The sequence below is a fragment of the Ephemeroptericola cinctiostellae genome, from assembly GCF_003339525.1.
GTDB lineage: Bacteria > Pseudomonadota > Gammaproteobacteria > Burkholderiales > Burkholderiaceae > Hydromonas > Hydromonas cinctiostellae.
Window position 1 is genome coordinate 2,446,043 of the sequence record NZ_CP031124.1, and the last position, 25,086, is coordinate 2,471,128.

Below are 25,086 nucleotides of genomic sequence, written 5' to 3' on the forward strand. Positions count from 1 at the left end.
ATGAACACCCATTTTGACCTCATTAATTTGATTCGATTTTATGGGTTTTAGCCCAACATTAAACCTGTTTGTTAATACTTGTATCAATATTTTATTTTTAGAATTACAATTTAACCAAATTAAATTTTTGAAGGAGTACGCCATGCTCGACAAAATCAATAAAAAAATCCTTGCCGCTTTACAAGAAGATGGCCGCATCACCAATGTTGATCTCGCCACCAAAGCCAACCTGTCGCCCGCCGCCTGTTTGGAGCGGGTGCGCCGCTTGACCGACATGGGTTACATCGTCGGCTACACAGCCTTGCTCAACCCTGAGATGCTCAACGTGTCATTGATGGTATTCATTGAGGTCTTACTCGATCGCACCACCCCCGAAGTGTTCGATGACTTCAAACGCAGTGCGCAAAAAATCCCCGAAATCATGGAGTGTCACATGGTTGCAGGGGGATTTGATTATTTATTGAAAATTCGTGTGAAAGACATGAATGCTTACCGTGAGTTTCATGGCAAGACGCTGACACAGCTCAAAGGCTTGCGTGAAACACGCACGTATGCGGTGATGGATGAAGTCAAAAGTGGGACGAAGTTGCCGATCACATGATCCTGATCGCGTTCGACGTGACATCACCCCAATAAACGTGAAGCGCTGGATCAACCCGAAACGCTTCAATTGTTGGGCAAAAGCAATCTTCAGAAGGTGAAACTCGCAGTAACCCCATTCGAACACTTCAACCGATTGAAAAACTGGATGTTGTTCGGTAGTGCTTCAATAACAGAGAGCAACACCATTCGAACGCCTCAACCGATTAAAAAACTACTAATTGAGCCCATGACATGCACACGCCTCACCATGCGCAGCAGCAACAAGCTCGTGCAAAATTCCGCAGCGCTCACTCGAATTGACTTGTGAACATTGGTGTTGCAAGCGGTCGAGTTGCTTCTCCAGCGCAGTCAAACTGACCAGTCGAGCACGGATTTTAAGCAATTGCTGTTCAACCAAGAGATTGATTTGGGTGCAATCGGCTTGCGGCTCAAGGGTAAAAGCAAGCAATTGCCCTGTGTCGGCAATCGACATGTCCAGCGAACGGCAGTGTTTGATGAATGCCAACTGTTCAACATGTTTATTGGAATAGGTGCGATAGCCATTGTCCTGCCGTTCAGGAAGTGGCAATAGGTTTTGCTGCTCATAGTAGCGGATGGTTTCGACGGCAACGCCTGTGGCGGCGGCAAGTTGACTGATTTTCATAGGATTCTCCATTGGATGTGCCATTTTAAGCGAAATCGCTTGACCTTGAAGTGACATGAGGGTTTTTAATGACAGGGTTCATTCATTCCCATGGAGAAAATCATGTCAGCCTCTTGCTGCGACCACGACGAAAAGCCCAAAGCCCCTGCCACCACCAAAGACCATACAGATCATGACCATGATCACAAAGGTCACGCTCATGGTCACGACACACACAAAGGCCACAATCACGACGAGGGGCACAATGATCATGATGATGACCATGCTGATCACGACCATGACCATGGCGATCCATCGAGTTTTAGAACTTATGTTCCCGCCATCACCAGCTTATTATTACTGTTGATGGGCATTGGCTTCGATCACTTTTTCAAATCCAGTTTTTTCACAGGCTGGGTGCGTTTTGTTTGGTATGCGCTGTCCTATATGCCTGTTGGCTGGCCAGTCATCAAAGAAACGCTGGAAGGCTTCAAATCCAAACAGTTTTTCACCGAGTTTTCACTCATGGCTTTGGCGATGCTGGGTGCCTTTTCAATTGGCGAATATCCAGAAGGTGTGGCCGTGATGCTATTCTATGCGGTGGGTGAATTGTTCCAAAGTGCAGCCGTCAACCGCGCCAAAGGCAACATCAAGGCTTTGCTCGACGTGCGTCCCCATACAGCGGCCGTGTTACGTGAGGGTACGTACCAAACCGTCGCCCCCGAATCGGTGGACATCGGTGAAACCATCCAAATCCGTTCAGGCGAAAAAGCCCCATTGGATGGTGAAATGTTAAGCAACGGCAGCAGTTTCAACACATCTGCTTTGACGGGTGAAAGCAAACCCAAAAACATCAACCAAGGCGAAACGGTGCTGGCGGGCATGGTCAATCTTGATAAAGTCATTGAACTCAAAGTCAGTCGAAAATTTGCCGATTCATCACTGGCGCGGATTCTCGATCTCGTGCAGAACGCCAGTTCTCGCAAAGCCAAAACTGAATTGATGATTCGTCGTTTCGCCCAAGTTTACACGCCGATTGTGTTCTTTTTGGCTATGGCATTGGTGGTGTTACCGTATGTCATCGTTGAACACTATGTGTTCCGAGAGTGGCTCTACCGCGCATTGGTCTTTCTCGTCATTTCTTGCCCATGCGCTTTGGTTATTTCCATCCCACTCGGTTACTTCGGTGGCATCGGTGCGGCTTCGCGCAACGGGATTTTATTCAAAGGCGGCAACTACCTCGATGTGATGGCCAAGGTCAACACGGTGGTGATGGATAAAACAGGTACGTTGACTGAAGGCGTATTTGAAGTGCAGGATGTGCAGACCACAGGCATGGACAAGACCGAATTCATGCGCACGTTGATCGCTTTAGAGCAAAAATCCACCCATCCGATCGCCAAGGCCGTGACCCAATTTGTGATAGACAATCCCCAAGCCCTTGAAGCAACGGATGTTGAAGAAATATCAGGGCATGGCTTAAAAGGCACCGTTAACGGCGCCACCGTATTAGCGGGCAATACCAAATTGCTGCGTAAATTCGACATCGCTTACGATGCAACAATCGACAGCATTGTCGAAACCATTGTGGTGGTCGCCATCAATGGCGCCTACACAGGCCATGTCACCATTGCAGACCAAATTAAAACCGACGCGCAAGCCGCAGTTAAGGCCATGCACGACAACGGTGTGAATCAAACCATCATGCTCAGCGGTGACAAATCGGCCATTACGCAAAAAGTCGCACAATCCATTGGCATCGACACCGCGTATGGCGATTTACTGCCCGAAGACAAAGTCGCCCATGTCGAAAAAATCAAAACAGACCCCTCCAAAGTTGTGGCATTCGTCGGTGACGGTGTGAACGATGCGCCCGTGCTGGCGTTGAGCGATGTGGGCATTGCAATGGGCGGCATGGGTTCAGATGCAGCGATTGAAACCGCCGATGTGGTGATCCAGACCGATCAACCGAGCAAAATCGCCACAGCCATCAAAATCAGTAAAGCCACCAAACACATTGTTTGGCAAAATATCGGCCTGGCATTCTCCGTCAAAGCCATCGTTCTGCTGCTCGGTGCGGGTGGTCTGGCCACCATGTGGGAAGCGGTGTTTGCCGATGTGGGTGTCGCGTTGTTGGCGATTTTGAACGCCATGCGAATCCAACGCATGACGTTTGACTAACCCGCACATGATCACAAACCATTGCTATTGAATACCCCTACAAAATGAATGATTGTCGCCGCATATTGACCTCAATGTTAAATGTGAGCAACCCAATGTAAGCACCTTTTTATCGCTGATGTAGTGTCATAAGCATGGGCATTGGAACATGAACCCCTCATTTAGTTGGGGATTTTTCCAATCGATCCTGATACAATCGATCCAAACGGAAGGATACTAAAGATGGAACAAGAAGCAGCCTTAAAACCCACTGAATCTACAGTTTCAACCACACAAACACCGACCTCAGTCGCTGTCCATTTGCCCGTAGAATGGGCACAAAAAATACCTGAAGTGGTACAAAAATTCAATATACCCAGCCTTGTGGGCACACAAATTGTGACTTTTGGCCAAGAGCCTGTCAATGAATTTAGCCGCCACTTGGATGACATGCTCGAGCAAATCACCAAGGCCGACTCGCCTGTATTGTTTGAGCTGTTTCGTCAGGTGAGCAAAGGTGTGAAAGACATGGACTTGCCTTCACTTGAAACAGAAATCCGTAAAAAATTGGAAGGTGGTTGGTTGTCACGCATGGCCAGAATAATTGGGCTGGGCAGTCAAGCGGGGCGACTCGAATCTGCGGCTGATGAAGTGCGTGGCCTGCTAAAATCCAAAGCCTCTTCTTTACTCGATTTAATTCGCCCCATGGAAACACAGGTTTCCATTGAAAGCAACAAACTGATTGGCGAGGTCAATCGTCTGGCTCAGCAAGCAGCAGGTTATCGCAACAGCATTTTGAATCTGGGCGTGTATGTGGCGGCTGGGCGTGAAATTTTGCATGACGCGCACACACAGCTGACTCATATTGAAGCGCAAGCCCATGCCTCACAAGACCCCATGCAGGTGCGTGACGCAAAAGACTTTCGCACCAAAGTGGAGCTGTTTGAAAATCGCATATTGACACTTGAATCCGCGTATGCCAAAGCACCCGTTGACTTAGAGTCCATTGGTATTGCACAAAGTGCGGGCTTAATGACGTTAGCCGACACAATCAGCTCTTCACAGGTTGAGTTCAACGACATTAAATCTGCGTTATTGCGCTTGAATGCCACGTTCCAAATTCGTTCATTGCAACAGCTCAACACCATGCGCCGTGAATTACGTGCTGATCTACAAAAATACTCACTGCAACAACTTGAAACCGTTGCTGTTGATGCCACACGTTCAGCGGCTGACGCCCAACTTGAAAATGCCCAACTGCTGCTCGGCGTGGCGACAACATTGGGCAATATTTCAAACAAAGTGGACGCAGAGCGGCAAAAAAATGTAAGCAAAATCGCCAGCACGCGCGCCTTGCTCAAGCAAGTTCAACAAACGGTGGCAACGCTAAACCCATAATTTTTGACCTATTAAACCTATTAATTGATTGTATTAATTTCCGTATTCATTACTATTTAAGGACGCTCAAATGACAAGCATTGACGGCGCAGGTGTTTTTGTACTGGAAAAAGGCGATATTTTTGAGGTCGACAAAGCCCTCACTTCCTTACACATCGGCACTTATTGGGATCCTGCAAAAAGCAGTGTGGCGCACGATGTTGACTCACACGCGGTATTGCTGATTCATCGCGGTGGCGATGCCAATGCACCCGCCATGTATGGCGCAGGCTCACATTTTTTGACTTATGCCAATAAAACACTCACGCCCGCTGAAGATGAAGATGGCGATGTGATTGGCTTTCAAACGGTTGATTCATCCATGTGGCATTCTTCAGACAACCGTACAGGTGGAGCGGCCGAGTTGAAACATGGGGCACATGGCGACAGCCATGAAGAGGATTTAAGCGAAGAAATGATGATTCACCTTTCTCGCTTGCCAGCCAAAGGTGTTGAAATTGCAGTTTGGTTGACCATCCATAAAGCCGTTGAGCGCAAACTGGATTTCAGCCAAATCAAAGGCCTGTTTGTCGAAGTGTGCGACGCTTATGGAAATGAGCTGTGCCGCTACCACCCTTCAGGTGAGTTTGCAGGCTTTACCGCCCTGCAAGTTGGGTCTCTGATGAAAAAATCAGATGGCTCATGGGCATTCACCGCCATTGGCGCAGGCTCAAAAACAGGGTTGGCTGACATCATCGAAGCGTATCAATAACAATGTCAAGCAAGCCCAAAGTGCTTTTTGATCACACGCAAGCCTCGGTCACACAGCCCACAAAGAAACCCAGTGTGTTGTTTGGCACAGCACAAGCGTTGTTGCCCAAAAGCACCGCCCCTAAAATTCTGACAGGTGGCGTGTTGCGTCAGCGCCTACCGTGCAGCATAGACGATTTACAAAAATTGAACCCTTCAGCCGAGGCCGACACCTTGGCCGCAGCACTGCGCATTATTCACAGCATCAATTTAGATGACCCGCACTTCGAAGACATTGTGCGTTTTGGTGAGGATTTACAAATTGAGCATGGTCAAATGACCGAGACTGCACTCAACATCGCCAACAACGAGCATGTGACACAGGTACAAACGGTTTTAAATCAATTGTTCGGCATCATCAAGCACCTTGATCCAGAGCAAGTGTTTGCTAATAAGCAACCATCGACGGTACGAAAATTGACAAACTTGATCGTGCCGAAAGCAACACCACGCCAAGTATTTGATGTGTACTATCCTCAATTGATGGCCTGCATAGAACAAGTGAAGCAACGTGAACAAACCTTGATTGAACTGGATACGACATTATCCAAACTGAAGTCACGCCATACAAAGCTCTTGCATCAGATGGTCTGTTATATCATCGCCGCCAATTTTACAGTTCAATACATCCGTCAAAACCAACTGAATCGCACCGAGCACTACAACGCCCAAGCCAATGCCTTGGAACATCGAGCCAACAGCCTTTTGGAGACCCAAACTGCATTGCATATGAGCCAGACCACCCATGATGTATTGACTGAACATTTACATGCGCTCAACACCACGATCAGCACTGTATTGCATCAAGATTTGCCTGTGTTTTATACCGCTTACACCGCTGCATTAATGGCTAAACCAAACCAAAATTCACGCATGTCGCTGCGTCGAATTTATTTAAAACTGATTGAGCATTTAAACGGAGAAAAAATATGAGTATTTTTGAAATTGAAAAAGAAGTCGAAAAAGTTCGCTTTGTCCTCGAAAAAAATGGCATTGACCATGTCGTGCGCGCTCGCGTTGGGATTAACCTTGATGTCTCAGGCTCCATGGTTGAACTGTATAAACAGGGTGTCGTGCAACGAGTGGTCGAGCGCATTCTACCGCTCGGCTTGGCTTGCGACGACGATGGTGAAATCGATGTTTGGGGGTTTTCGAGCCGCACAGCCCTCGCTTGTGTGGCCACACGTGAAAATTACAAAAACATTGTGAACCAAGAAATGATGGATGGTGATTTAGATCACATCCTGTGGGAAGGGACACAATATGCCCCTGTCATTCAAGCCAATCTAAAATACTACAGCGAGCCCCACTCACCTGTGCTTAATTTTTTTCGTAAACTGTTTAAAGGCCATAATGAAGAAGAACAATCATTGCCTGTGATCAACTATTTTTTAACGGATGGCGAAAACACAGACCCACAAGCAACCCAAACATTGTTCGAACATATTGAAGAAACCGATGCACAAATTTATTATCTATTAATTGGCGTGGGTCATGCCAAATACGAATTTTTACGGCAGATGGCTGAGCGTTTCCCCAACGTTGGCTTTGTCCCAGTTAAAAATTTAGCTCAATTTTTAGAGGATGAAAGCATTTACGAACAACTTTTACCCGCAGAACTCTGCACTTGGCTCAAGCATGAACATGATGAGGAAGATGGGCACCATTAAATAGAGGTTGGTGTGATTACGAACGGCACACCTTTGTTCATGATTAAAGACGTGCCACAGGTCTTTAATCATGTCGCTAAGCCTTCTAGCGTCACACCGTACTTGCCAAAACAATTGAGGAAACGCCGTTGAAGACGGTGTTCATTGTTGCTTGGTTGCTTGGTTGCTTGGTTGCTTGGTTGCTTGGTTGCTTGGTTGCTTGGTTGCTTGGTTGCTTGGTTGCTTGGTTGCTTGGTTGCTTGGTTAGATCAACAGATTGTTGCCATTTTATTTTTTAAAATCCAGTGCTGTCGATTGTTTAGCACCCACAGTCAAATCATCGACTCAACCACAACCGCAACCACTCCCCACAGGCTTTGCATCACCCTGACTGGATGTGCTCAAATCCGCATGCGTCGACTCAATAAAATACGTCAAAGCATAATCCATCGTTGTCGCGTGAATGCGCAACCATGCAGACAACTCGGTCGCCAACACATAAGCGAAATGTGTTTCACCTGCGGCCACGCGCTCACGCACCATGCGCATGACCCCGATCACTTGTGTGTGCTCACTCACGTGACAACCCGCCGCAGGAAAACTTAAGCGCGCCATCCAACCTTCTTCAAGGTCAAAATGTGCTTGTGTATGGGCAATGGCCTCATCCAAAACAGACACCAAATCTACTTCGGGTGTTTTTGCCAAACGATTCAAAATATCAACAAACTCTTGATGGGTTTGATCCAAAGCGGTGTTGCCCAAGACCATTTCATCGTCCCAAACCATCACATCGCCCGCCACATCATGTGCGGCTTCAACCATTGTTTCAGTTTCAGCAGTCACTTCACTCATGTTATTTTCCTTCGTTTGAACCAACAATGGCTCGTTTTAATCGATCACGCACTGCGTCCCATGCTGAATCTACAGGTAAATCTTCAACCACAATCTGCGCATGCGCAGCCCTGTCCAATTCACGCAAGGCGTGGTACAAACCGCGTGCGTAATTTTTGGGTTGATCGTCCAATTGAATCACTTGTTTGAAAGGGGTGACATCGAATTCATTTGAAAAGCACAAACAGCCTGCATCCGCCAATGCTGTAGCTGCGCTTGCCCAGACCAATGGTGTTGCAGGGGCATAATGCGCCAGCAGCGTGCCAGAAGCGCGAGGCGAATGGGTATCATTGGGCAAGGGCTGCAAGCCCGTGACATCAAAAATATCATCGGGCGTGATGTGCCCGTGACGCAACAGCACCGGTGCACCGCGGGTCAAGTCAATGATGGTTGATTCAATACCAATCACAGAGGCATCGCCATCAAGCACCCAAACCTGACCATTGAATTCGTCACGCACGTGTTGTGCATGGGTCGGGCTGACGCGACCAAATCGATTCGCAGAAGGCGCGGCAATGCCAACATGTGGCGTATTGTGCAATTGCGACAATGCATGCAGCACAGACTGCGCAAGCGCATGATCAGGGCAACGTAAAGCGATGGTGTCTTGTCCACCCGTCACCGCATCGTTGATTGCGGGCGATTTGGGCAGAACCAAAGTCAATGGGCCGGGCCAAAAGGCATCGATGAGTGTGTTCATGATGTCGGTCATGTCCGCCGTCATGCGCGCCTCATCCAGCCAATAATGAATGTTCGCCTCTGCAGCAATGTGCGTGATCAAAGGGTGGCTTGCGGGGCGATGTTTCAAAGCAAAAATGCGTGCAACCGCTTGTGGATTCTGCGCGTCAGCGGCCAAGCCATACACCGTTTCGGTGGGTAAACCAATCACTTCGCCCGCAGCTATTTTTTGTGCTGCCAGCACAACATCAGCCGAAGCAAAAACATCAATCATTCACGCCACCGCTTAAATCCAAAGTGGCCATTGCAGCTTCGCAACGCAGTGCGGCCTTGTGCAGGTGTTTACCGACAAAATTCACATGCCCCATTTTGCGCGCCATACGGGGCTCTGCTTTGCCATACAAATGCAAGAAACTGTCAGCCTGAGACAATACGCCAGCCCAATCAGGGTCTCGTTGCACGCCATCAGCGGCGAACCACACGTCGCCTAAAATATTCAACATCACCGCAGGGCTGGTCTGGTGTGTGGCCCCCAAAGGAAGCCCTGTGAGCGCGCGAACTTGCTGCTCAAACTGGCTGGTGAGGCAGGCATTTTGCGTATAGTGGCCTGAATTATGCGGACGCGGTGCCATTTCGTTGGCCACCAAAGAACCATCCTCAAGGATGAAAAACTCCACGCAAAGCACACCCACATAGCCCATCGCCTCGGCAATTTTAGCTGCGGCCGCTTGCGCACGTGTTGTTAAAGCCTCATCCGCACTGGGTGCTGGTGCACTGGAGGTGTGTAAAATGCCATCGCGGTGCACATTTTGCGCCAAAGCATAATGCGCGACAGCGCCATTCCAAGCACGAGCCAGTAAAGCTGAAACCTCAAATTTAAGCGGTAAGCGTTGCTCAAGCACGCACTCAACCCGACCAAGCGCATCCCAAGCCGCCAACAAGTCATGTGCTGTTTTCACAGATGCTTGGCCTTTGCCATCGTAACCCATGCGTGCCGTTTTCAAAATGGCAGGGAACAACTCAACGCGCGCCGCAGCCGCATCAAGCTCGGCTTGATCACGAATCACTGCATACGGTGCGACAGCGACGCCGCCCTGCTCAATGAAAGTTTTTTCAACAATGCGATTCTGCGCAATCGCCACTGCATCGGCCGATGGTGCAACAGGTGCACGCTCACCGAGCCAGCGCAAGACATCAGCAGGTACATTTTCGAACTCGGTCGTCACCGCAGCACAGTGATCCGCCATCTGCTGCAATGCTGTGGGATCGTCATAGGCCGCACAAATGTGGTGATTGGCAATTTGCCCCGCAGGGCAATGGGCATCGGGTTCAAGTACCCACACGGCATAGCCCATCGCTTGAGCGGACTGGGCAAACATACGCCCCAATTGACCGCCTCCGATCACACCGAGTGTGGCAGGCGGCAAAATGGGCATTGAAAGCTGCTGTAAAGACATGTTAATAATTTCTATTTAAGGGATGTGAAAAAAATAAACCCTCACTTTTCCCAATTTTAAAACGACGTGGAAAAGTAAATTTTATTTTTCCACCTTTCTTTAAAAGGGTCGATAAGCGCCCCATGATCCATTTGGATTTTGCCATTTAAACATGTGATTCACCAAGGTGAATTCCGCATGTTTATAAAATTGACCATTGTCAAGATGCAACGGCAATGCTTGTGCTTTGATGTGCTCATTCATCGAACCCATGTCCGGCAACTCAGGGCGAAGCAAGCCACGCATAAGAAACAACTGCATCACGCCCACACGTTCATAACCAAAATTGTCATGCCACATGAAGTCACGCTCAGTCCAATTGGAAATATGACCGAGGTAATACGGGTCTTTGTTCATCACCATGCCATCGGGGGTGATGATGAACACATATGCAGCCCGATAATTTAAATAATTGAGCAAATCAATGCCAACGCTTTTCGGCATGTGTTCAATGCAATCACCAATGATGACCAAGTCAAAATTTTCGTTTGGATTGTTCATCAAGAACTCGGCTGCCTGCACCGTCACAACCTGATCATAGGTCTGATCAAGCTTGTGCCGAATGGTACCTTCCACATCAATTTCCACAGCAGTGATTTTGGCATCGGGCGCAATTTTACGCGTCAATTTACCGTATTTACCGCTGCCTGCACCGATGTCCATCACCGTTTTAGGATTCAATCCAGCCACAATGGTTCTGAACACATCGTCATAAGTGTTCCATGAGTAACCATCTTCAACTTGATCAGCAGGTGTGGGGATGTGGCTTGATTCCATTACGTTTTCCTTTATCATTATTGACAACAATCAGGGTTCACAACAAACAGATGAAACGGTCTTTGACAATGGGCTTTCTGTGCTTCAACCCAAAGTCATGCCAACGGCATGTTCATATTGCTTGACACGAAACGCTTTTAATTTCTCAGCTAAAGCAGCATCGGTCATGGCGATATTGGCGATCACATGCAAGGCGGCATTGGCTGCGCCGGCTTCACCAATTGCAAACGTCGCCACAGGAACGCCTTTGGGCATTTGTACAATTGAATACAATGAGTCTTCACCACGTAGGTATTTTGAAGGCACGGGTACGCCAAACACGGGCACAATGGTTTTTGCAGCCAACATGCCTGGCAAATGTGCCGCGCCACCTGCACCCGCAATAATCGCACGAATGCCGCGACCGTGCGCAGACTCCGCATAGTCAAACATGTCATCGGGCATGCGATGCGCAGAAACCACACGGGCTTCGTGTGGAATTTCAAACAAAGTCAACATGTCCACCGCATTTTTCATGACGTCCCAGTCCGAAGACGACCCCATCAAGATACCCACTACGGGCTGTTTTGCACTCATGATTGTTCCTGTAAAGTTTGACCTGTGATGCGCTGTAAGGCTTCACGGTATTTAGCTGCGGTGGCTTCGATCACCTCTTGTGGTAACGCGGGTGCGGGGGGCGTTTTGGCCCAATCCAAACTTTCAAGGTAATCTCGTACATACTGTTTATCAAAGCTTGGCGGGCTGATACCGACTTGATATTCATCAGCGGGCCAGTAGCGAGATGAATCTGCCGTCAACACCTCATCCATCACATGCAGCACGCCGTCATTGTCCAAACCAAACTCAAATTTCGTGTCGGCAATGATGATGCCACGCTCAGCCGCATAATCGGCCGCACGTTGATACAATTTAAAACTGATGTCACGCATCTGCTCTGCCAGTTCAACACCAATGCGTTGTTTCACTTCTTCAAATGAAATGTTTTCATCGTGCATGCCCACATCGGCTTTCGCCGCAGGTGTGAACAGCAACTCGGGGAGTTTTTCAGCGAGTTTCAGGTTTTCGGGCAGTTGGATGCCACACACTTCACCCGTGGCCAAGTAATCCTTCCAACCCGTACCAATGATGTAGCCGCGCACGACGGCTTCAACCAAAATCGGTTTTAAACGTTTGACCACAACGCTGCGCCCTTTAACCTGCTCGACTTCATCCGCTGCCACAACGGAGGTTGGATCAATGCCGGTCAAATGATTGGGCACGATGCCATCCAATTGTTCAAACCAAAAATTCGACATTTGATTCAATACACGGCCTTTGTCTGGGATCGGCTCACTCATGACCACATCAAATGCCGATAAACGATCGGTGGTAATCATCAACAGGTGTTTGTCATCAATGATGTAAGTGTCGCGGACTTTACCTTTGGCAAGCAGTGGTAACGAATGGATGGAAGTCGCATAAAGGGCTGATGCAGGGGCTGACATAAATAAACGTGCTTTCATTGCATGAAATATAAAACGCCCAATGAGTAGTGTGCTCATTGGGCGAACCAATTGGTCGATATTTTACCGCGAATCGTGTGGATTGGGGCTTTTATTCAAAGACTTGTGGACAAAAACCCGCAGGCAACGCATGCATGCAACACGATAAACGCAAATGACGAGAATACGGACTACAGTACGTCCAAAGCATTCAACTCGGTAAACGCTTGAATCAAACGTTTAACCATAGACTCTTCCGCCTTGCGTAACCACACGCGGGGGTCATAATGCTTTTTATTTGGAGCATCTGGACCATCGGGATTGCCCAGTTGACCTTGCAAATAGTCTTTTTTGTCATTGTAGTAGTTCAACACGCCTTCCCAATTCGCCCACTGCGTATCGGTGTCAATGTTCATTTTCACAACACCATAACCAACAGACTCTTTGATTTCAGCATCGCTAGAACCTGAACCACCATGGAACACAAAGTTCAATGATTTTGCGGGTAAACCAAATTTCTCAGACACATATTTTTGTGAGTTGTCCAAAATTTGTGGTGTCAATTTCACATTGCCTGGTTTGTACACACCATGTACGTTACCAAATGAAGCGGCAATGGTGAAACGCGGGCTGATTTGACTCAACACTTCATAAGCGTACGCCACGTCTTCAGGCTGAGTGTACAAGGCTGAAGCATCCATGCCCGTGTTGTCCACACCATCCTCTTCACCGCCCGTGCAACCCAATTCAATTTCAAGGGTCATGCCGATTTTGTCCATGCGCTTGAGGTACTCGGCGCAAATTTCGATGTTTTCCTGCAAAGGCTCTTCTGACAAATCGAGCATGTGCGATGAAAACAGTGGTTTACCCGTTTCAGCAAAAAACTTTTCGCCTTCATCCAACAACGCATCAATCCACGGCAACAATTTTTTTGCAGCATGATCGGTGTGCAACATCACGGGCACACCATAAGCAGCAGCCACTTGATGCACATAACGCGCACCCGCCACTGCGCCCAATACCGCTGCGCCTTGGCCTTCTAATTTCAAACCTTTACCAACCATAAACCCTGCACCACCATTTGAAAACTGAATGATGATGGGTGCTTTGGCTTTTGCTGCGGCTTCAAGGCTGGCATTGATGGTGTCGCTGTTAACGACATTCACCGCTGGCAAAGCAAAGTTGCCCGCTTTCGCCAATTCAAACACCTTCTGAACATCATCACCTGTCAATACGCCCGCTTGGACGTGGTCAAAAATTTTAGTCATGAAAGACTCCTAAAGATTAAAAAAGTACATGTGTGGGCTCATTCATTGGCACAAAATAAGCCCACCCATTTACATTCTCAAGTAAACCCACTGATCAATCGCTGTGCGTTTACCCCGCAAAACCATGGGGTAAATACACAAGCTCATTACACAAGTTCAATTAAATTAAAGCAATACGAAAAGAGTAAAAACCTGTTTTCTCCCAACGTTAGGCCAAATGCTCATCAGGGAAACTGACAAAAATCAAATGAGCTCAAAGCTCATCCCCTGCGACTTGTGGACTTCCCCCATGAGGTCAATTTGCAAAAAAACAGACCTGTTTCACATTTCTTAACCGTTTCTTAACCTTGCGCACGCGCTTCCAAAATCGCGACGGCGGGCAATTCTTTGCCTTCCAAAAATTCCAAAAATGCCCCGCCACCCGTCGAAATATAGCTGACTTCATCGGCGATGTTGTATTTTGCAATCGCCGCCAATGTATCGCCACCGCCCGCAATCGAAAAAGCCGATGAGCGGGCAATTGCTTGTGCCAATACGCGCGTGCCATTGCCAAACTGATCAAATTCAAACACACCCATCGGACCGTTCCAGACAATCGTGCCAGCCGTCAACAATTGACCTGCAATTGCGGCAGCCGTGTCAGGGCCAATGTCGAGGATCATGTCATCGGCTTCAACTTCAGTGGCTTTTTTCACAGTCGCCACAGCATCCTTTGAGAACTCTTTGGCACACACCACATCCGTTGGGATTGGCACGCTCGCGCCGCGCGCCGCCATTTTATCAATGATGGCTTTTGCTTCACTGACCAAGTCGGCTTCAGCCAATGATTTACCAATCGGCAAACCCACAGCGGCCATAAAGGTATTGGCGATGCCGCCACCGACGATGAGTTGATCGACTTTGTCAGCCAAACTTTTCAAAATGGTCAATTTGGTCGATACTTTTGAACCTGCCACAATGGCTGCCATCGGTGCTTTGGGGGCGAGCAAGGCTTTACCGAGCGCATCCAACTCCGCCTCGAGCAAAGGTCCCGCAACAGCAACTGGGGCAAATTGGGCGATGCCGTAAGTGGTCGCTTCAGCACGGTGTGCGGTGCCAAAAGCATCGTTCACATAGATGTCGCACAATGCGGCCATTTTACGAGACAGCTCTTCGTTGTTTTTCTTTTCACCTGGGTTCACGCGGCAATTTTCGAGCACGGCGACTTCACCGACCTGTGCATCAACACCATCCACCCAGTTCTGAACCAAGTTGACTTTCACGTCTTTGCCAAGCAGTTCAGCAATGCGTGCAGCAACGGGCGCGAGGGAGTCACGCGTTTCAAGCGTGCCTTCAGTTGGACGTCCCAAATGTGAGGTGACCATGACCGCTGCGCCAGCACCAAGTGCCATTTGAATCGCAGGAATCGATGCGCGGATGCGCGTGTCATCGGTGATGCGATTGGTGTCATCAAGCGGCACGTTCAAATCAGAGCGGATAAAAACACGCTTGCCTTTGAGTTCGTCTGCTGCGACGAGCTGACTTAAAGTTTTAACATTCATTCTGGTCTTCCTTTTTTTGACTCGATGGGTGATAGAACTGGGATCAAACGGTTCAAAAAAACCGCTGAAACAACCCTTTGATTTTACTACATTTAGCCTCCATCAACATGGCTTTTAAATGGCTTAATGGATACATAAGTGGTATTTTCAGTGGCCGCTGGATCAAGTGAATATGGGATTAAGGACAAGGGAACACATCCACATCATTGAATACAAAGATCAAAAACAAACGATGATTAAGAACCATTTGCTCTCAACCATTTGATGATGCGATTGCGCTTGATTTTCACCTGCAGCCAAAATTCCCATGTCGCGTGTCTTTAATAGCTGCCCACACCATTTTCTGCCTCACCCATCCGTTGATTGGTTTGCTGCTCTCCTTCGCCACGCCCTTCTTTTTTGTTGGCAAACAATTGGGGCTTGAGCATGATGTTTTTAGCTCCTTGAGCTGCCAATGCATTGATCTCTTGCACCGCAACATCAAATTCCCTCAAGTCACTGCGCACAAACCAGTCGTATCGTTTGCCTTGAGCACGATAGCTTTCCTTGAATGCAGCCAATGTTTCTAAACTGGCGCGCATGTCATTGGGCGCCAAACCGAGATAATACCCGTAAGCAGCGGCAGGACGCAACGCCCCTTCACCGTCCTCTTTCATGCCAATCGCAGCGGAACTTGAGGTGGTGACTTCGGTGATCGGAATGCCCGTGGTGAAGGTGATGATGGTGCCAAAAATTTGACCAAAAATCATGCCCGTTTTGCCGCGCTTGATCTTTAAGCCATATCGATATTGCTCACCTGCGGCTACTGCGGCCAAAGTCAGGCGATCGGTGGGACTGAGTTTGGTTAAGAAATCCGCATCAACAAATGCCGTGGTTTCTGCGGTCACTGAATAACCACTGCCCTTGGTCTCTTGATTCAAGCGCAGAATATTTTTTTCTGATTCTATCGCTAGATTCGACAAGCAATAATCGCCTTTGACCAAAGGGATGTCCTGTTGTACGCCCTTTTGCAGCACGGTCAATTGAACTCGAGGGATCAAATGGTCCGCTGCGGCTGTTTGACCATCATAAATTAAAGCATTGAATTCGCGTTGCGAATGTATGGCTTGACCGTTGATGGCCAGCAACTGTGCATTTTCCTGCAAGCCAGCGGCATAGGCACGCCCGTACACCTTGGTCACCACAGGCGCAACGGCAATCGATGCAACCCCATTTGGGTCATTGTCGGCAAGACTTACCCCATCCACACCTGCTGTGGGGTAACGCATTTCAAAACCATAACCATTGGACGTGCGCGGACAATATTTGATGGGAACAGCTGAGAAATGCTGATTGATGTCATTGATGACATCGTATCCAGTTGGACTGCTTGCAACAAAAGCGACAGGCGCGACAGGCGTTACCATGGGTATGGCGATGGGCATGGTGCGCTTGGCGATCAACGTGTTTTCAAGTACGGGCTCAACTCGTCGGGCGATGCCCGTACTTAATGCATTGATAGGATGAGCATCACGTGATGCCATATTGAATGTGTGTTTTGGTGTTTGCGCGGATGTTGGCTCAGATGATTTTTTGATGTTGCTGTTGTTTATTTTTGCATCTGCTTGAACCACTTCAATGGTTTTAACTGTTTTTGTTTTAACTATTTTGGCTGTTTTAACCGTTTGAGTGTTTTGAGGGATTGTGCTGTTTTGCGCAGCATGTGAACGGGTGTGGATGGTGGCTTTTTTTTCTGAACGATGACTCAGCACCATTAGATGGGTTTGAGCTGCATTCACAGATTGGCCTTGTGAATGCAGCGGTGGCACTGCCTTTGACTCAAGGATCATGGGTGTTTTGGCGCACACAGCAAGTGGGGCGAACAACACAACAGCCAACCCCGCACAGCGCAGCACATTCATTCGATACCAAACATTTAAACGATGTGCTGCCATTCCATCCTCCTGTGATGCAACCATTCCACGCAATATTTAAATCAATTCAAATGCAGCCATTGATTCGACGTGCGCCGTATGCGGGAACATATTGACCACCCCCGCAGAGGCAATGCGATAACCCGCTTGGTGTACAAGGGTGTTCGCGTCACGCGCCAGTGTTGAAGGATTGCATGACACATACACGATTTTACTGGGCTTTTCATGTCGTTCCAGTTGCGCCAAAGCTTTGCACAAGGCATCCGCGCCATCCCGTGGTGGATCGACCAAATATTTGTCCAATCGACCCAAGCCACGCAACTCATCTGCCGTGACCTCAAACAAATTACGGCAATAAAACTCTGTTTTGTCCTCAACACCGTTTGCTTTGGCGTTTTGCAAAGCACGCTCGGTCAACTGGGTTGAACCTTCGATGCCCACCACATGGGTGGCTTGCGTTGCCAACGGCAAGGTGAAATTGCCCAAGCCGCAGAAAAAATCAGCCACACGCTCTTCAGGCTTGATCTCCAACATGCGCACGGCACGCGTGACCAACACGCGGTTAATGTGGAAATTCACTTGAGTGAAATCGGTCGGACGATACGGCATGCGAATGCCAAATTCGGGCAAATCATAAAACAGCGTGCTGTCTTGTGGATGAAAAGCGTGCACACTGTCCAAGCCTTGTGGTTGCAACCACATGTCCACACCATGGGCATCGCCAAACGCACGGAACAAATGTTCATCGTGCGGCGTCAACGGCAATAGGTTACGGAACACCAGCACACTGTTTGCCTGCCCCACAGCCACTTCAATCTGAGGGATGTGGTCGGCAATACTGGTCAAACCAATCAACTCTCGCAGTTTGGGCAATAAATCTGAAATGTGTTTCGGTAACACCTCACATGCGGTCATATTCGCCACATAGCTGCCATTTTTTTCACGGAAACCAACCAGCACTTCACCTTTTTTATGCACATTGCGCACCGACAAACGCGCACGATAACGATAACCCCAGGTCGGACCTGCAATCGGGCGCAAAATGACTTCAGGCTTGACCTGACCGATGCGCTGCAAATTGTCCTCCAACACACGTTGCTTCGCCGCAATTTGCGCACGCGGATTGATGTGCTGCATCGCACAGCCACCACACATGCCAAAAGCGGCACATTTTGGCTCAACACGCTCGCTGGAAGCTTTCAATACTTCAGTTGTACGCGCTTGATTGTAATTCGATTTTTCTCGAATCACGTCGGCCCGAACCTCTTCGAAAGGCAAAGCACCTTCGACAAACACCACTTTGCCATCATGATGCGCAATGCCGCGCCCCTCCATGTCCAGCGACTCAATCGTTAATTGAACCACGGGAAACACCCTTGGCACTCGTTGCTCTTTTCTACGTCTACCCATCGGGAAATTCTACTTTCTTTACTCTTTACATTCACTGCTTCTGCGCAGCCACTATACACACACTTCACCGCACATGCGGACTCAATGTTGACTAAAAACCATTACATCGGACGTGCAGGCAACACTTTGAGCGGGTCAATCTGTTTTGCATTCCAACGCACTTCAAAATACAGCTGCACACGCGGCGCATCGGTGCTGCCCATGCGAGCGATGGTCTGTCCCGCCACCACGTGATCGCCTTGCTGTACCGACAACGTGCTGTTGTTGGCATATACTGTGCTCCACACATCGTTGTGCTTAATCACCACCATGTTGCCATAGCCACGCAAGCTGTTGCCCGCATAAATCACTTCACCACCCGAAGCGGCCAACACAGGATCACTTACATTACCAGCCAACACAATCCCTTTATTGCTCATCCCATCAAAGCGCTTCAACACAGAACCAGGAACCGGCCACATCCAACGTAAATTATTGGTGATCTCGGGGCTGTTGGCCAATTCACTGTTGGCCGCAGCAGGTGGATTGGTTCGAGTCACCGACACCCCATTGCTGATCACAGGCGGTGACGTATTGGCTGAAGGATAAACCACCGCAGCACCCGAAGCATTCGAACGCACACGCAATTTCCAACCCACCTCGAGCTGATTCGGGTTGGTCAAACCATTCCAACGCATGATGTCTTGATAACTCACCCCATTCGCACGAGCAATCAACACCAGCGTATCACCCGACTTCACGCGGTACATGCCATTGCTGTCGGCACGGCGGCTCTGACCACTCGCACCACCACCGCTGCTCGTACCACACGCAACCAAAGTCAAACCAAGCCCCACCACAGTTAATGCCTTGATGAAACCTTTTTGCCAATTTTTCATATCATCCCTGCCTTTATCGTCACACAAAACACCTGTGCATCAATCCTGAACACCACCCAAAAGCGGCACAAACCGCACAGGATCAAGCACCTCCCGCCGCCACTCATTCAACGCAGTCCGCGTGATTCGCACCAAATGCTGTTGCGCGTTGGCATCCACCACCACGGGCGCCACCAACACACCACCAATGCGCAACTGCTCTAAAAGCACCTGAGGAATCGCCAAACCCGCCGCCGCCAACATGATTCCATCAAATGGTGCCGCATCAGGCCAACCCAACATGCCATCGCCAAAACGCAAGTGCGGCACACTCGGCAACACAGCCTGCACTTGATTCAAATTAAACGCGGCCAAATTATACAGCGGCGCAATGCGCTCTATCGAATACACATCGTGCGCACACAACGCCAACACCGCCGCTTGATAACCGCAGCCCGTGCCAATTTCCAATACTTTATTCACACCACCACCGACCCGCAGCAAAGCCGTCATGCGCGCCACCGTCGAAGGATGAGAAATCGTCTGGCCATGGCCAATTGGCAAAGCATCGTCATGGTACGCCCGCAAATAAAAGGCCTCATCAACAAACACATGGCGCGGCAAACGCCCCATCGCCATCAACACCACCTCATCCGTCACGCCCGCACCACGCAAAGCATCCACCATCAACACACGCGCCTTGGTCAACACCTCAGGATGCTCACGCCAATCGCTCGACGTGTTGCGCAAAGTATGCTCCTGCATGATCGAATACAACGACGACGCAGGCGTCGGCGCAAATGATTTGGACACCAACGGCCTCGCCTCACGCTCCATCTGCGCACGTAACCAAGCCCGTTGAACTTCAGTCAACGGCTCAAACTTTGGTTTTTTAGGAGGCGAATGTGCCATATTTTTTCTAATGATTCCAATGATTCATCACAACAAACCGTTGACCAAAGATGCCGTATCCGCCATCGACGCATACCCCGTCAAATCCACTTGCAACGGTGTCACGGACACACGCCCCTGCGCCGTTGCATGAAAATCAGTGCCATCCGCCCCATCTTTCACCTCACCCGCCGCACCAATCCAATAATGCGCCTCACCACGGTGATTGCTCATCACATGCACATTTTGAGCCGTATGGCGACGCCCCAAACGTGTCACTTCAAAACCTTTTAACTCAGCCAACGGCACATTTGGAATGTTGATGTTCCACAACAAAGCCGTGCGAATATTTTTTTCTAAAAACATCTGCACAAACTGACGCGCCACCTGCGCAGCCGCCTCAATCTCACCCCAACCTCGATTCACCTGAGAAAAAGCCAACGACGGCACACCCGACAAAAACCCCTCCATTGCCGCAGCCACAGTCCCAGAATACAAAGTGTCATCACCCATGTTTTGACCGTTATTGATACCCGACACCACGATATCTGGACGGTGCTCAAAAAAACCCGTGCTCGCCAAATGCACACAATCCGTCGGCGTCCCATTCACCGTATAAAAACCATTGTCCGTTTGACGCACATTCAACGGACGATCCAACGTCAATGAATTCGACGCACCACTGCGATTTTGATCGGGCGCCATCACCGTCACATCACCCAAATCTTTCAACGCGTGATACAACGCCTCAATCCCAGGTGCATGATAGCCATCGTCATTGCTGATTAAAATTCTTGCCATTGTTGCCATTGCCCCTTATTCACCTCAAAGTATATCCACGATCTAAACCATGGACTTGATTAGACCACATTATAATGAGTTTGAGCATTATTGGACTTGCTTTAAGTCAAAAAAACGCTATAATGTGCGCTCTCGGGGCGTAGCGCAGCCTGGTAGCGCACTTGCATGGGGTGCAAGGGGTCGTGAGTTCGAATCCCACCGTTCCGACCAAATATAGTAGGGTCTTAGGAAGCAAACGCATTAAAATATGCGCTAAGCTCTTGAGACCAAATGAAAAACAAGTACTTCAAACATTCAAAAATTAGCGAAGCGAAGTTTCGCCAAATTTTACGGTATTTTGCCCTTGATTTAACGGCAACGGAATGTGCTGCGTTAAGCGGCATATCCGTTCGTTCAATCAACACCATTTACCTCAAGATTCGTCGTCGTTTGGTGATTGTTTGTCTCCAAGGCTCACCACTCAAAGGAGAGTTGGAAGCCGACGAATCATATTTTGGTCCGCATCGTGTTCGAGGTAAACGCGGACGTGGTGCTTCAGGTAAAACCATCGTGTTTGGTTTACTCAAACGTGATGGCAATATCTACACTGAGATTGTGCCTGATGCTTCCAAAGCCAGCCTGCAAGCCATTATTCGTGGGAAAGCAGACATTAACAGCGTTATCCATACCGATGGTTGGCGCGGCTATAATGGCTTGGTGGACATCGGGTTTGATAAACACTTCCGGGTGAATCATGGTGCCGATGAGTTTGTAAATGGTTCTAATCATGTGAATGGGATAGAATCATTCTGGAGCTATGCTAAACGTCGTTTGGTTCAGTTTAACGGCGTTCCGAAAAACACATTTTTACTGCATTTGAAGGAAACTGAATTTAGGTTTAACCATCGCAAAAGCGACTTGTATAAAGTGCTTCTTAACATGCTGCGAGATGAGCCGTTATTGAATTCTGCTTCCTAAGACCCGTTATTATTTAACCATTCTGTTTTTATCAGTGTTGTAACAGTGATTTGGCCATTATAAGTCGCTGTCATCTATGACAACAGCCAAAAAATGATACTTGAAAACAAAAGCTGTTAAAAAAGCAGCGGCTGGTTTGCAGTTCAGTACATCGAAGAACTGCTGTTATGCGTAGTCATCTAAAAGTTGTCTTAAATTTTATAAGGCTTGCCTGTTTCGATTAAGGATGGTTGACTTCCTCAAAGCCCATTTGTTTCACATCCATGCTGGCTTCTCTTTTATTTTTTATCATGGTTCGCATGATATGGAGCCAGAATGCATGTCTGTCAGTAAAACAGCGGTATTCATGGTGTTTTCATTGCAACGTCAATGATTTGCTTAAAAAACAATCAAACCAGTACAACCATTTGTTTTTAATAAACTTTCAGTCTTTTATACAACACAACCCACACGCTTATCCACAGCTTTTGTGGACAATGCACTTAAAAACCATCAAAAAATACGGTAAATGACTGCAAAGTGACTGCAAAATGGTCATGAAGTGATGAGACATTGCTGTTTCAACCATTTTTCACCATAAATAAGCGTGTTGCTTACATTTTATACAAATCAGGCTAACCAATTGTTTTTTATTATATTTTCATGTTTTATACAGCACAACCCACACGCTTATCCACAGCTTTTGTGGACAATGCACTTAAAAAACCATCAAAAAATACGGTAAATGACTGCAAAGTGACTGCTTCATAGTCATGAAGTGATGAGACATTGCTGTTTCAACCATTTTTCACCATAAATAAGCGTGTTGCTTACATTTTATACAAATCAGGCTAACCACTTGTTTTTCATCATTTTTTCATATTTTATACAGCACAACCCACACGCTTATCCACAGCTTTTGTGGACAATGCACTTAAAAACCATTGAAAAATATGGTAAACAATCACGAAGTGACTGCAAAATAGTCATAAAATGATGAGACATTGCTGCTTCAACCATTTTTCACCATAAATAAGCGTGTTGCTTACATTTTATACAAATCAGGCTAACCACTTGTTTTTCATCATTTTTTCATATTTTATACAGCACAACCCACACGCTTATCCACAGCTTTTGTGGACAATGCGCTTAAAAAACATAAAAAACACAGTAAATGGTCGCAAAGTGACTGCAAAAAGGTCATGAAGTGACAATGCATTGCCGTTTCAATCATTTTTCACCTTAAATAAACGTGTTGCTTATATTTTACACAAATCAAGTTAACCACTTGTTTTTCATGGTGTTTTGATGTTTTATACAACGTAACCCACATGCTTATCCACAATTTTTGTGGACAGTGATCTGCTCTCTTTTTCACGGTGTGCTGTGTATCCTTATGTGCGAAACGGAGCGCCATAAAAAAAACCAGCTGAAGCTGGTTTTTTTAACATGGCACATTACAGTTTTGGAATGCGCAAGTTTTGACCTGGGTAGATTTTGTCTGGTGAGCTCAACATTGGTTTGTTGGCTTCAAAAATCACATTGTATTTGTTTGCATCGCCGTACACTTCTTTGGAAATGTGTGACAATGTGTCGCCCGATTGAACGGTGTGGAACTGTGGCTCTTCAGCTGCAGGTGCTGTCATGTTGTCATTCACACATGAAACGCCGCTGACGTTGCCTGCGCATAACAAAATTTTCTCTTTGTCTTCTTGTGTCGCAGCATCGCCCGATACAGTCACGGTTGAAGTTGCACCATCAAAAGCCACTGCCAAATTACTTGCGCCCAAACCCATTGAGCTGATGTAATCAAGAATCGCTTGTGAAGCACTTTGATTCGCGGCGGCTGGATCTGCAGCTTGCTCTTCTTCATGTTTGCTGCCAAACAATTTTTGACCGGCTTCTTTTAAGAAACTGAACATACCCATAATGAACTCCTGATAATAAATTCTTCAAATTGTCGCATGCGACAGTCCTTGCAGCTCAATCGTGAACTGCGATATGAGCATAACACAAAAATAAAAAAGTGAAAGCCTGCGCTTTCACTTTTTTACGAGCTTGAATATTAAATGCCTTTAGGCGCGTGTGCAACAAATCATGAGCAATGGTGGTTGCCTGCTTTATGGCTGTCGATGTAATTTGTGCATAGCACCCAATACATAACCAGACAAAGCATAAGCCACAAACAAAGCAAACAGCATCAATGATGGTTTCATGGTGACCGCCAGCATGATACCAACAAACAAGAGCAACTTTGGAAACGTCACCGAGTGGCGAATGTCCATGGCTTTACCGCTGTAATAAGGTAAATTCGTAATCATCGATATGCCCGCAAACAACGTGATCGCCAGTGCGCAATATGGTAAATATGCGCCTTCAATGAACACCCTCTCTTCAGACACCAGCCACACAAAACCCGCGACCAAAGCAGCCGCAGATGGGCTGGGTAAACCTTGAAAATAACGTTTGTCGACGACACCAATGTTGGCATTGAATCGAGCCAAACGCAGTGCCGCGCACACGCAATAAATAAAGGCGACGATTAAACCCAAGCGCCCCAACCCGAGTCCTTTGAGCTGCCATTCGTAGACGATCAAGGCTGGTGCAACGCCAAATGAGACCATGTCCGCCAAGCTGTCGTATTGTTCGCCAAACGCGCTTTGGGTGTTGGTCAAACGCGCCACGCGGCCATCCATGCCATCGAGCACCATTGAACAAAAAATAGCAATTGCGGCATCACTGAACTCACCATTCATGGCTTTGATGATGGCAAAAAAAGCACAAAATAACGCCGCCGTCGTGAAGGCATTGGGCAGCAGGTAGATGCTTTTATGACGATGCGCACGAACAATGGGATCCTGCACATCGTCGTCTTCGCTCACAACACGCAAATGGCTTGGTTTTTCACGTTGATCCATTCGACTC

Annotated in this window: 23 protein-coding genes and 1 tRNA gene; 8 read left to right on the top strand and 16 right to left on the bottom strand. The window is 47.9% G+C overall.

The genetic code is table 11. From position 1 onward, the window contains the following. Positions 1-142: 142 nt before the first annotated feature. Positions 143-601, top strand: coding sequence for an Lrp/AsnC ligand binding domain-containing protein (locus tag DTO96_RS11110; RefSeq protein WP_114563560.1), 459 nt, complete (start codon positions 143-145; stop codon positions 599-601). A 216-nt stretch (positions 602-817) separates the two neighbouring features. Here DTO96_RS11110 and DTO96_RS11115 read toward each other — a convergent pair whose 3' ends face one another. Then, positions 818-1,246, bottom strand: a complete 429-nt coding sequence (locus DTO96_RS11115; protein ID WP_114563561.1) for a Cd(II)/Pb(II)-responsive transcriptional regulator — start codon at positions 1,244-1,246, stop codon at positions 818-820. A 102-nt stretch (positions 1,247-1,348) separates the two neighbouring features. On the opposite strand from DTO96_RS11115, the gene DTO96_RS11120 reads away from it, so the two are divergent. The 5 genes from DTO96_RS11120 (at position 1,349) to DTO96_RS11140 (ending at position 7,242) form a co-directional block, all read left to right on the top strand. Beyond that, positions 1,349-3,406 (top strand): heavy metal translocating P-type ATPase, encoded by a 2,058-nt coding sequence (locus tag DTO96_RS11120; protein ID WP_114563562.1) that lies wholly within the window; start codon positions 1,349-1,351, stop codon positions 3,404-3,406. Positions 3,407-3,628: 222 nt separating this feature from the next. Beyond that, complete coding sequence (locus tag DTO96_RS11125; RefSeq protein WP_114563563.1) at positions 3,629-4,783, top strand: toxic anion resistance protein; 1,155 nt, start codon at positions 3,629-3,631, stop codon at positions 4,781-4,783. A gap of 70 nt (positions 4,784-4,853) precedes the next feature. Further along, complete coding sequence (locus DTO96_RS11130) at positions 4,854-5,534, top strand: TerD family protein (RefSeq protein ID WP_114563564.1); 681 nt, start codon at positions 4,854-4,856, stop codon at positions 5,532-5,534. A 2-nt stretch (positions 5,535-5,536) separates the two neighbouring features. Further along, entirely contained in the window at positions 5,537-6,505 is a 969-nt protein-coding gene (locus tag DTO96_RS11135; protein ID WP_114563565.1) for a toxic anion resistance protein, read from the top strand. Then, a complete protein-coding gene (locus DTO96_RS11140) occupies positions 6,502-7,242 on the top strand; it encodes a VWA domain-containing protein (protein WP_114563566.1) in 741 nt (246 codons plus the stop codon). Before DTO96_RS11135 ends, DTO96_RS11140 begins: the two co-directional genes overlap by 4 nt. 324 nt (positions 7,243-7,566) lie before the next feature. Here DTO96_RS11140 and DTO96_RS11150 read toward each other — a convergent pair whose 3' ends face one another. The 13 genes from DTO96_RS11150 to surE form a co-directional block, all read right to left on the bottom strand. Next, entirely contained in the window at positions 7,567-8,073 is a 507-nt protein-coding gene (locus DTO96_RS11150; protein ID WP_114563567.1) for a bacteriohemerythrin, read from the bottom strand. 1 nt (position 8,074) lies between these two features. Then, the gene (locus DTO96_RS11155; protein ID WP_114563568.1) at positions 8,075-9,064 is read right to left on the bottom strand and encodes an L-threonylcarbamoyladenylate synthase; all 990 of its coding nucleotides are present in this window, start codon (positions 9,062-9,064) and stop codon (positions 8,075-8,077) included. Further along, the gene (locus tag DTO96_RS11160; RefSeq protein ID WP_114563569.1) at positions 9,057-10,247 is read right to left on the bottom strand and encodes a 5-(carboxyamino)imidazole ribonucleotide synthase; all 1,191 of its coding nucleotides are present in this window, start codon (positions 10,245-10,247) and stop codon (positions 9,057-9,059) included. Before DTO96_RS11160 ends, DTO96_RS11155 begins: the two co-directional genes overlap by 8 nt. A gap of 99 nt (positions 10,248-10,346) precedes the next feature. Beyond that, positions 10,347-11,063, bottom strand: a complete 717-nt coding sequence (locus tag DTO96_RS11165) for a class I SAM-dependent methyltransferase (RefSeq protein ID WP_114563570.1) — start codon at positions 11,061-11,063, stop codon at positions 10,347-10,349. An 84-nt stretch (positions 11,064-11,147) separates the two neighbouring features. After that, the gene (purE, locus tag DTO96_RS11170; protein WP_114563571.1) at positions 11,148-11,639 is read right to left on the bottom strand and encodes a 5-(carboxyamino)imidazole ribonucleotide mutase; all 492 of its coding nucleotides are present in this window, start codon (positions 11,637-11,639) and stop codon (positions 11,148-11,150) included. Then, a complete protein-coding gene (locus tag DTO96_RS11175) occupies positions 11,636-12,547 on the bottom strand; it encodes a phosphoribosylaminoimidazolesuccinocarboxamide synthase (protein WP_114564037.1) in 912 nt (303 codons plus the stop codon). Before DTO96_RS11175 ends, purE begins: the two co-directional genes overlap by 4 nt. A 188-nt stretch (positions 12,548-12,735) precedes the next feature. Then, positions 12,736-13,812 carry a class II fructose-bisphosphate aldolase gene (fbaA, locus tag DTO96_RS11180; RefSeq protein WP_114563572.1) on the bottom strand — a complete coding sequence of 359 codons (1,077 nt, stop codon included), beginning with the start codon at positions 13,810-13,812 and terminating at the stop codon, positions 12,736-12,738. Between the two features lie 341 nt (positions 13,813-14,153). Further along, positions 14,154-15,353, bottom strand: a complete 1,200-nt coding sequence (locus tag DTO96_RS11185; RefSeq protein ID WP_114563573.1) for a phosphoglycerate kinase — start codon at positions 15,351-15,353, stop codon at positions 14,154-14,156. Positions 15,354-15,673: 320 nt separating this feature from the next. Further along, positions 15,674-17,287, bottom strand: coding sequence for a serine protease family protein (locus tag DTO96_RS11190; protein WP_114563574.1), 1,614 nt, complete (start codon positions 17,285-17,287; stop codon positions 15,674-15,676). Positions 17,288-17,323: 36 nt separating this feature from the next. After that, positions 17,324-18,676 carry a 23S rRNA (uracil(1939)-C(5))-methyltransferase RlmD gene (gene rlmD, locus DTO96_RS11195; RefSeq protein ID WP_114563575.1) on the bottom strand — a complete coding sequence of 451 codons (1,353 nt, stop codon included), beginning with the start codon at positions 18,674-18,676 and terminating at the stop codon, positions 17,324-17,326. A gap of 101 nt (positions 18,677-18,777) precedes the next feature. Beyond that, on the bottom strand, positions 18,778-19,554 hold the full coding sequence (locus DTO96_RS11200; protein WP_114563576.1) for a peptidoglycan DD-metalloendopeptidase family protein: 777 nt from the start codon (positions 19,552-19,554) through the stop codon (positions 18,778-18,780). 39 nt (positions 19,555-19,593) lie between these two features. Further along, positions 19,594-20,445 (bottom strand): protein-L-isoaspartate(D-aspartate) O-methyltransferase, encoded by an 852-nt coding sequence (locus tag DTO96_RS11205; RefSeq protein ID WP_114563577.1) that lies wholly within the window; start codon positions 20,443-20,445, stop codon positions 19,594-19,596. 27 nt (positions 20,446-20,472) lie between these two features. Then, the gene (gene surE / locus DTO96_RS11210) at positions 20,473-21,234 is read right to left on the bottom strand and encodes a 5'/3'-nucleotidase SurE (protein ID WP_225972500.1); all 762 of its coding nucleotides are present in this window, start codon (positions 21,232-21,234) and stop codon (positions 20,473-20,475) included. Positions 21,235-21,358: 124 nt separating this feature from the next. Here surE and DTO96_RS11215 point away from each other — a divergent pair. Together DTO96_RS11215 and DTO96_RS11220 are read left to right on the top strand one after the other, a co-directional pair. Then, positions 21,359-21,435: transfer RNA gene (locus DTO96_RS11215), tRNA-Pro, on the top strand. A gap of 60 nt (positions 21,436-21,495) precedes the next feature. Continuing rightward, positions 21,496-22,182 carry an IS1595 family transposase gene (locus tag DTO96_RS11220; protein WP_114562080.1) on the top strand — a complete coding sequence of 229 codons (687 nt, stop codon included), beginning with the start codon at positions 21,496-21,498 and terminating at the stop codon, positions 22,180-22,182. Between the two features lie 1,436 nt (positions 22,183-23,618). On the opposite strand, the gene lysM is transcribed toward DTO96_RS11220, so the two are convergent. Both lysM and pssA read right to left on the bottom strand, forming a co-directional pair. Continuing rightward, entirely contained in the window at positions 23,619-24,089 is a 471-nt protein-coding gene (gene lysM / locus DTO96_RS11225; protein WP_114563578.1) for a peptidoglycan-binding protein LysM, read from the bottom strand. A gap of 192 nt (positions 24,090-24,281) precedes the next feature. Beyond that, entirely contained in the window at positions 24,282-25,079 is a 798-nt protein-coding gene (gene pssA, locus DTO96_RS11230) for a CDP-diacylglycerol--serine O-phosphatidyltransferase (protein ID WP_225972501.1), read from the bottom strand. Positions 25,080-25,086: the final 7 nt, after the last annotated feature.

Bases quoted from the DNA above. Each gene is read 5' to 3' on its own strand.
- rlmD (WP_114563575.1), bottom strand. From the start codon at position 18,676: ATGGGTAGACGTAGAAAAGAGCAACGAGTGCCAAGGGTGTTTCCCGTG.
- DTO96_RS11140 (WP_114563566.1), top strand. From the start codon at position 6,502: ATGAGTATTTTTGAAATTGAAAAAGAAGTCGAAAAAGTTCGCTTTGTC.
- fbaA (WP_114563572.1), bottom strand. From the start codon at position 13,812: ATGACTAAAATTTTTGACCACGTCCAAGCGGGCGTATTGACAGGTGAT.
- DTO96_RS11205 (WP_114563577.1), bottom strand. From the start codon at position 20,445: ATGGCACATTCGCCTCCTAAAAAACCAAAGTTTGAGCCGTTGACTGAA.
- DTO96_RS11115 (WP_114563561.1), bottom strand. From the start codon at position 1,246: ATGAAAATCAGTCAACTTGCCGCCGCCACAGGCGTTGCCGTCGAAACC.
- DTO96_RS11220 (WP_114562080.1), top strand. From the start codon at position 21,496: ATGAAAAACAAGTACTTCAAACATTCAAAAATTAGCGAAGCGAAGTTT.
- DTO96_RS11190 (WP_114563574.1), bottom strand. From the start codon at position 17,287: ATGGCAGCACATCGTTTAAATGTTTGGTATCGAATGAATGTGCTGCGC.
- DTO96_RS11135 (WP_114563565.1), top strand. From the start codon at position 5,537: ATGTCAAGCAAGCCCAAAGTGCTTTTTGATCACACGCAAGCCTCGGTC.
- DTO96_RS11155 (WP_114563568.1), bottom strand. From the start codon at position 9,064: ATGATTGATGTTTTTGCTTCGGCTGATGTTGTGCTGGCAGCACAAAAA.
- DTO96_RS11165 (WP_114563570.1), bottom strand. From the start codon at position 11,063: ATGGAATCAAGCCACATCCCCACACCTGCTGATCAAGTTGAAGATGGT.
- DTO96_RS11130 (WP_114563564.1), top strand. From the start codon at position 4,854: ATGACAAGCATTGACGGCGCAGGTGTTTTTGTACTGGAAAAAGGCGAT.
- DTO96_RS11185 (WP_114563573.1), bottom strand. From the start codon at position 15,353: ATGAATGTTAAAACTTTAAGTCAGCTCGTCGCAGCAGACGAACTCAAA.
- DTO96_RS11120 (WP_114563562.1), top strand. From the start codon at position 1,349: ATGTCAGCCTCTTGCTGCGACCACGACGAAAAGCCCAAAGCCCCTGCC.
- DTO96_RS11110 (WP_114563560.1), top strand. From the start codon at position 143: ATGCTCGACAAAATCAATAAAAAAATCCTTGCCGCTTTACAAGAAGAT.
- DTO96_RS11175 (WP_114564037.1), bottom strand. From the start codon at position 12,547: ATGTCAGCCCCTGCATCAGCCCTTTATGCGACTTCCATCCATTCGTTA.
- lysM (WP_114563578.1), bottom strand. From the start codon at position 24,089: ATGGGTATGTTCAGTTTCTTAAAAGAAGCCGGTCAAAAATTGTTTGGC.
- purE (WP_114563571.1), bottom strand. From the start codon at position 11,639: ATGAGTGCAAAACAGCCCGTAGTGGGTATCTTGATGGGGTCGTCTTCG.
- DTO96_RS11160 (WP_114563569.1), bottom strand. From the start codon at position 10,247: ATGTCTTTACAGCAGCTTTCAATGCCCATTTTGCCGCCTGCCACACTC.
- surE (WP_225972500.1), bottom strand. From the start codon at position 21,234: ATGGCAACAATGGCAAGAATTTTAATCAGCAATGACGATGGCTATCAT.
- DTO96_RS11125 (WP_114563563.1), top strand. From the start codon at position 3,629: ATGGAACAAGAAGCAGCCTTAAAACCCACTGAATCTACAGTTTCAACC.
- DTO96_RS11150 (WP_114563567.1), bottom strand. From the start codon at position 8,073: ATGAGTGAAGTGACTGCTGAAACTGAAACAATGGTTGAAGCCGCACAT.
- pssA (WP_225972501.1), bottom strand. From the start codon at position 25,079: ATGGATCAACGTGAAAAACCAAGCCATTTGCGTGTTGTGAGCGAAGAC.
- DTO96_RS11200 (WP_114563576.1), bottom strand. From the start codon at position 19,554: ATGAAAAATTGGCAAAAAGGTTTCATCAAGGCATTAACTGTGGTGGGG.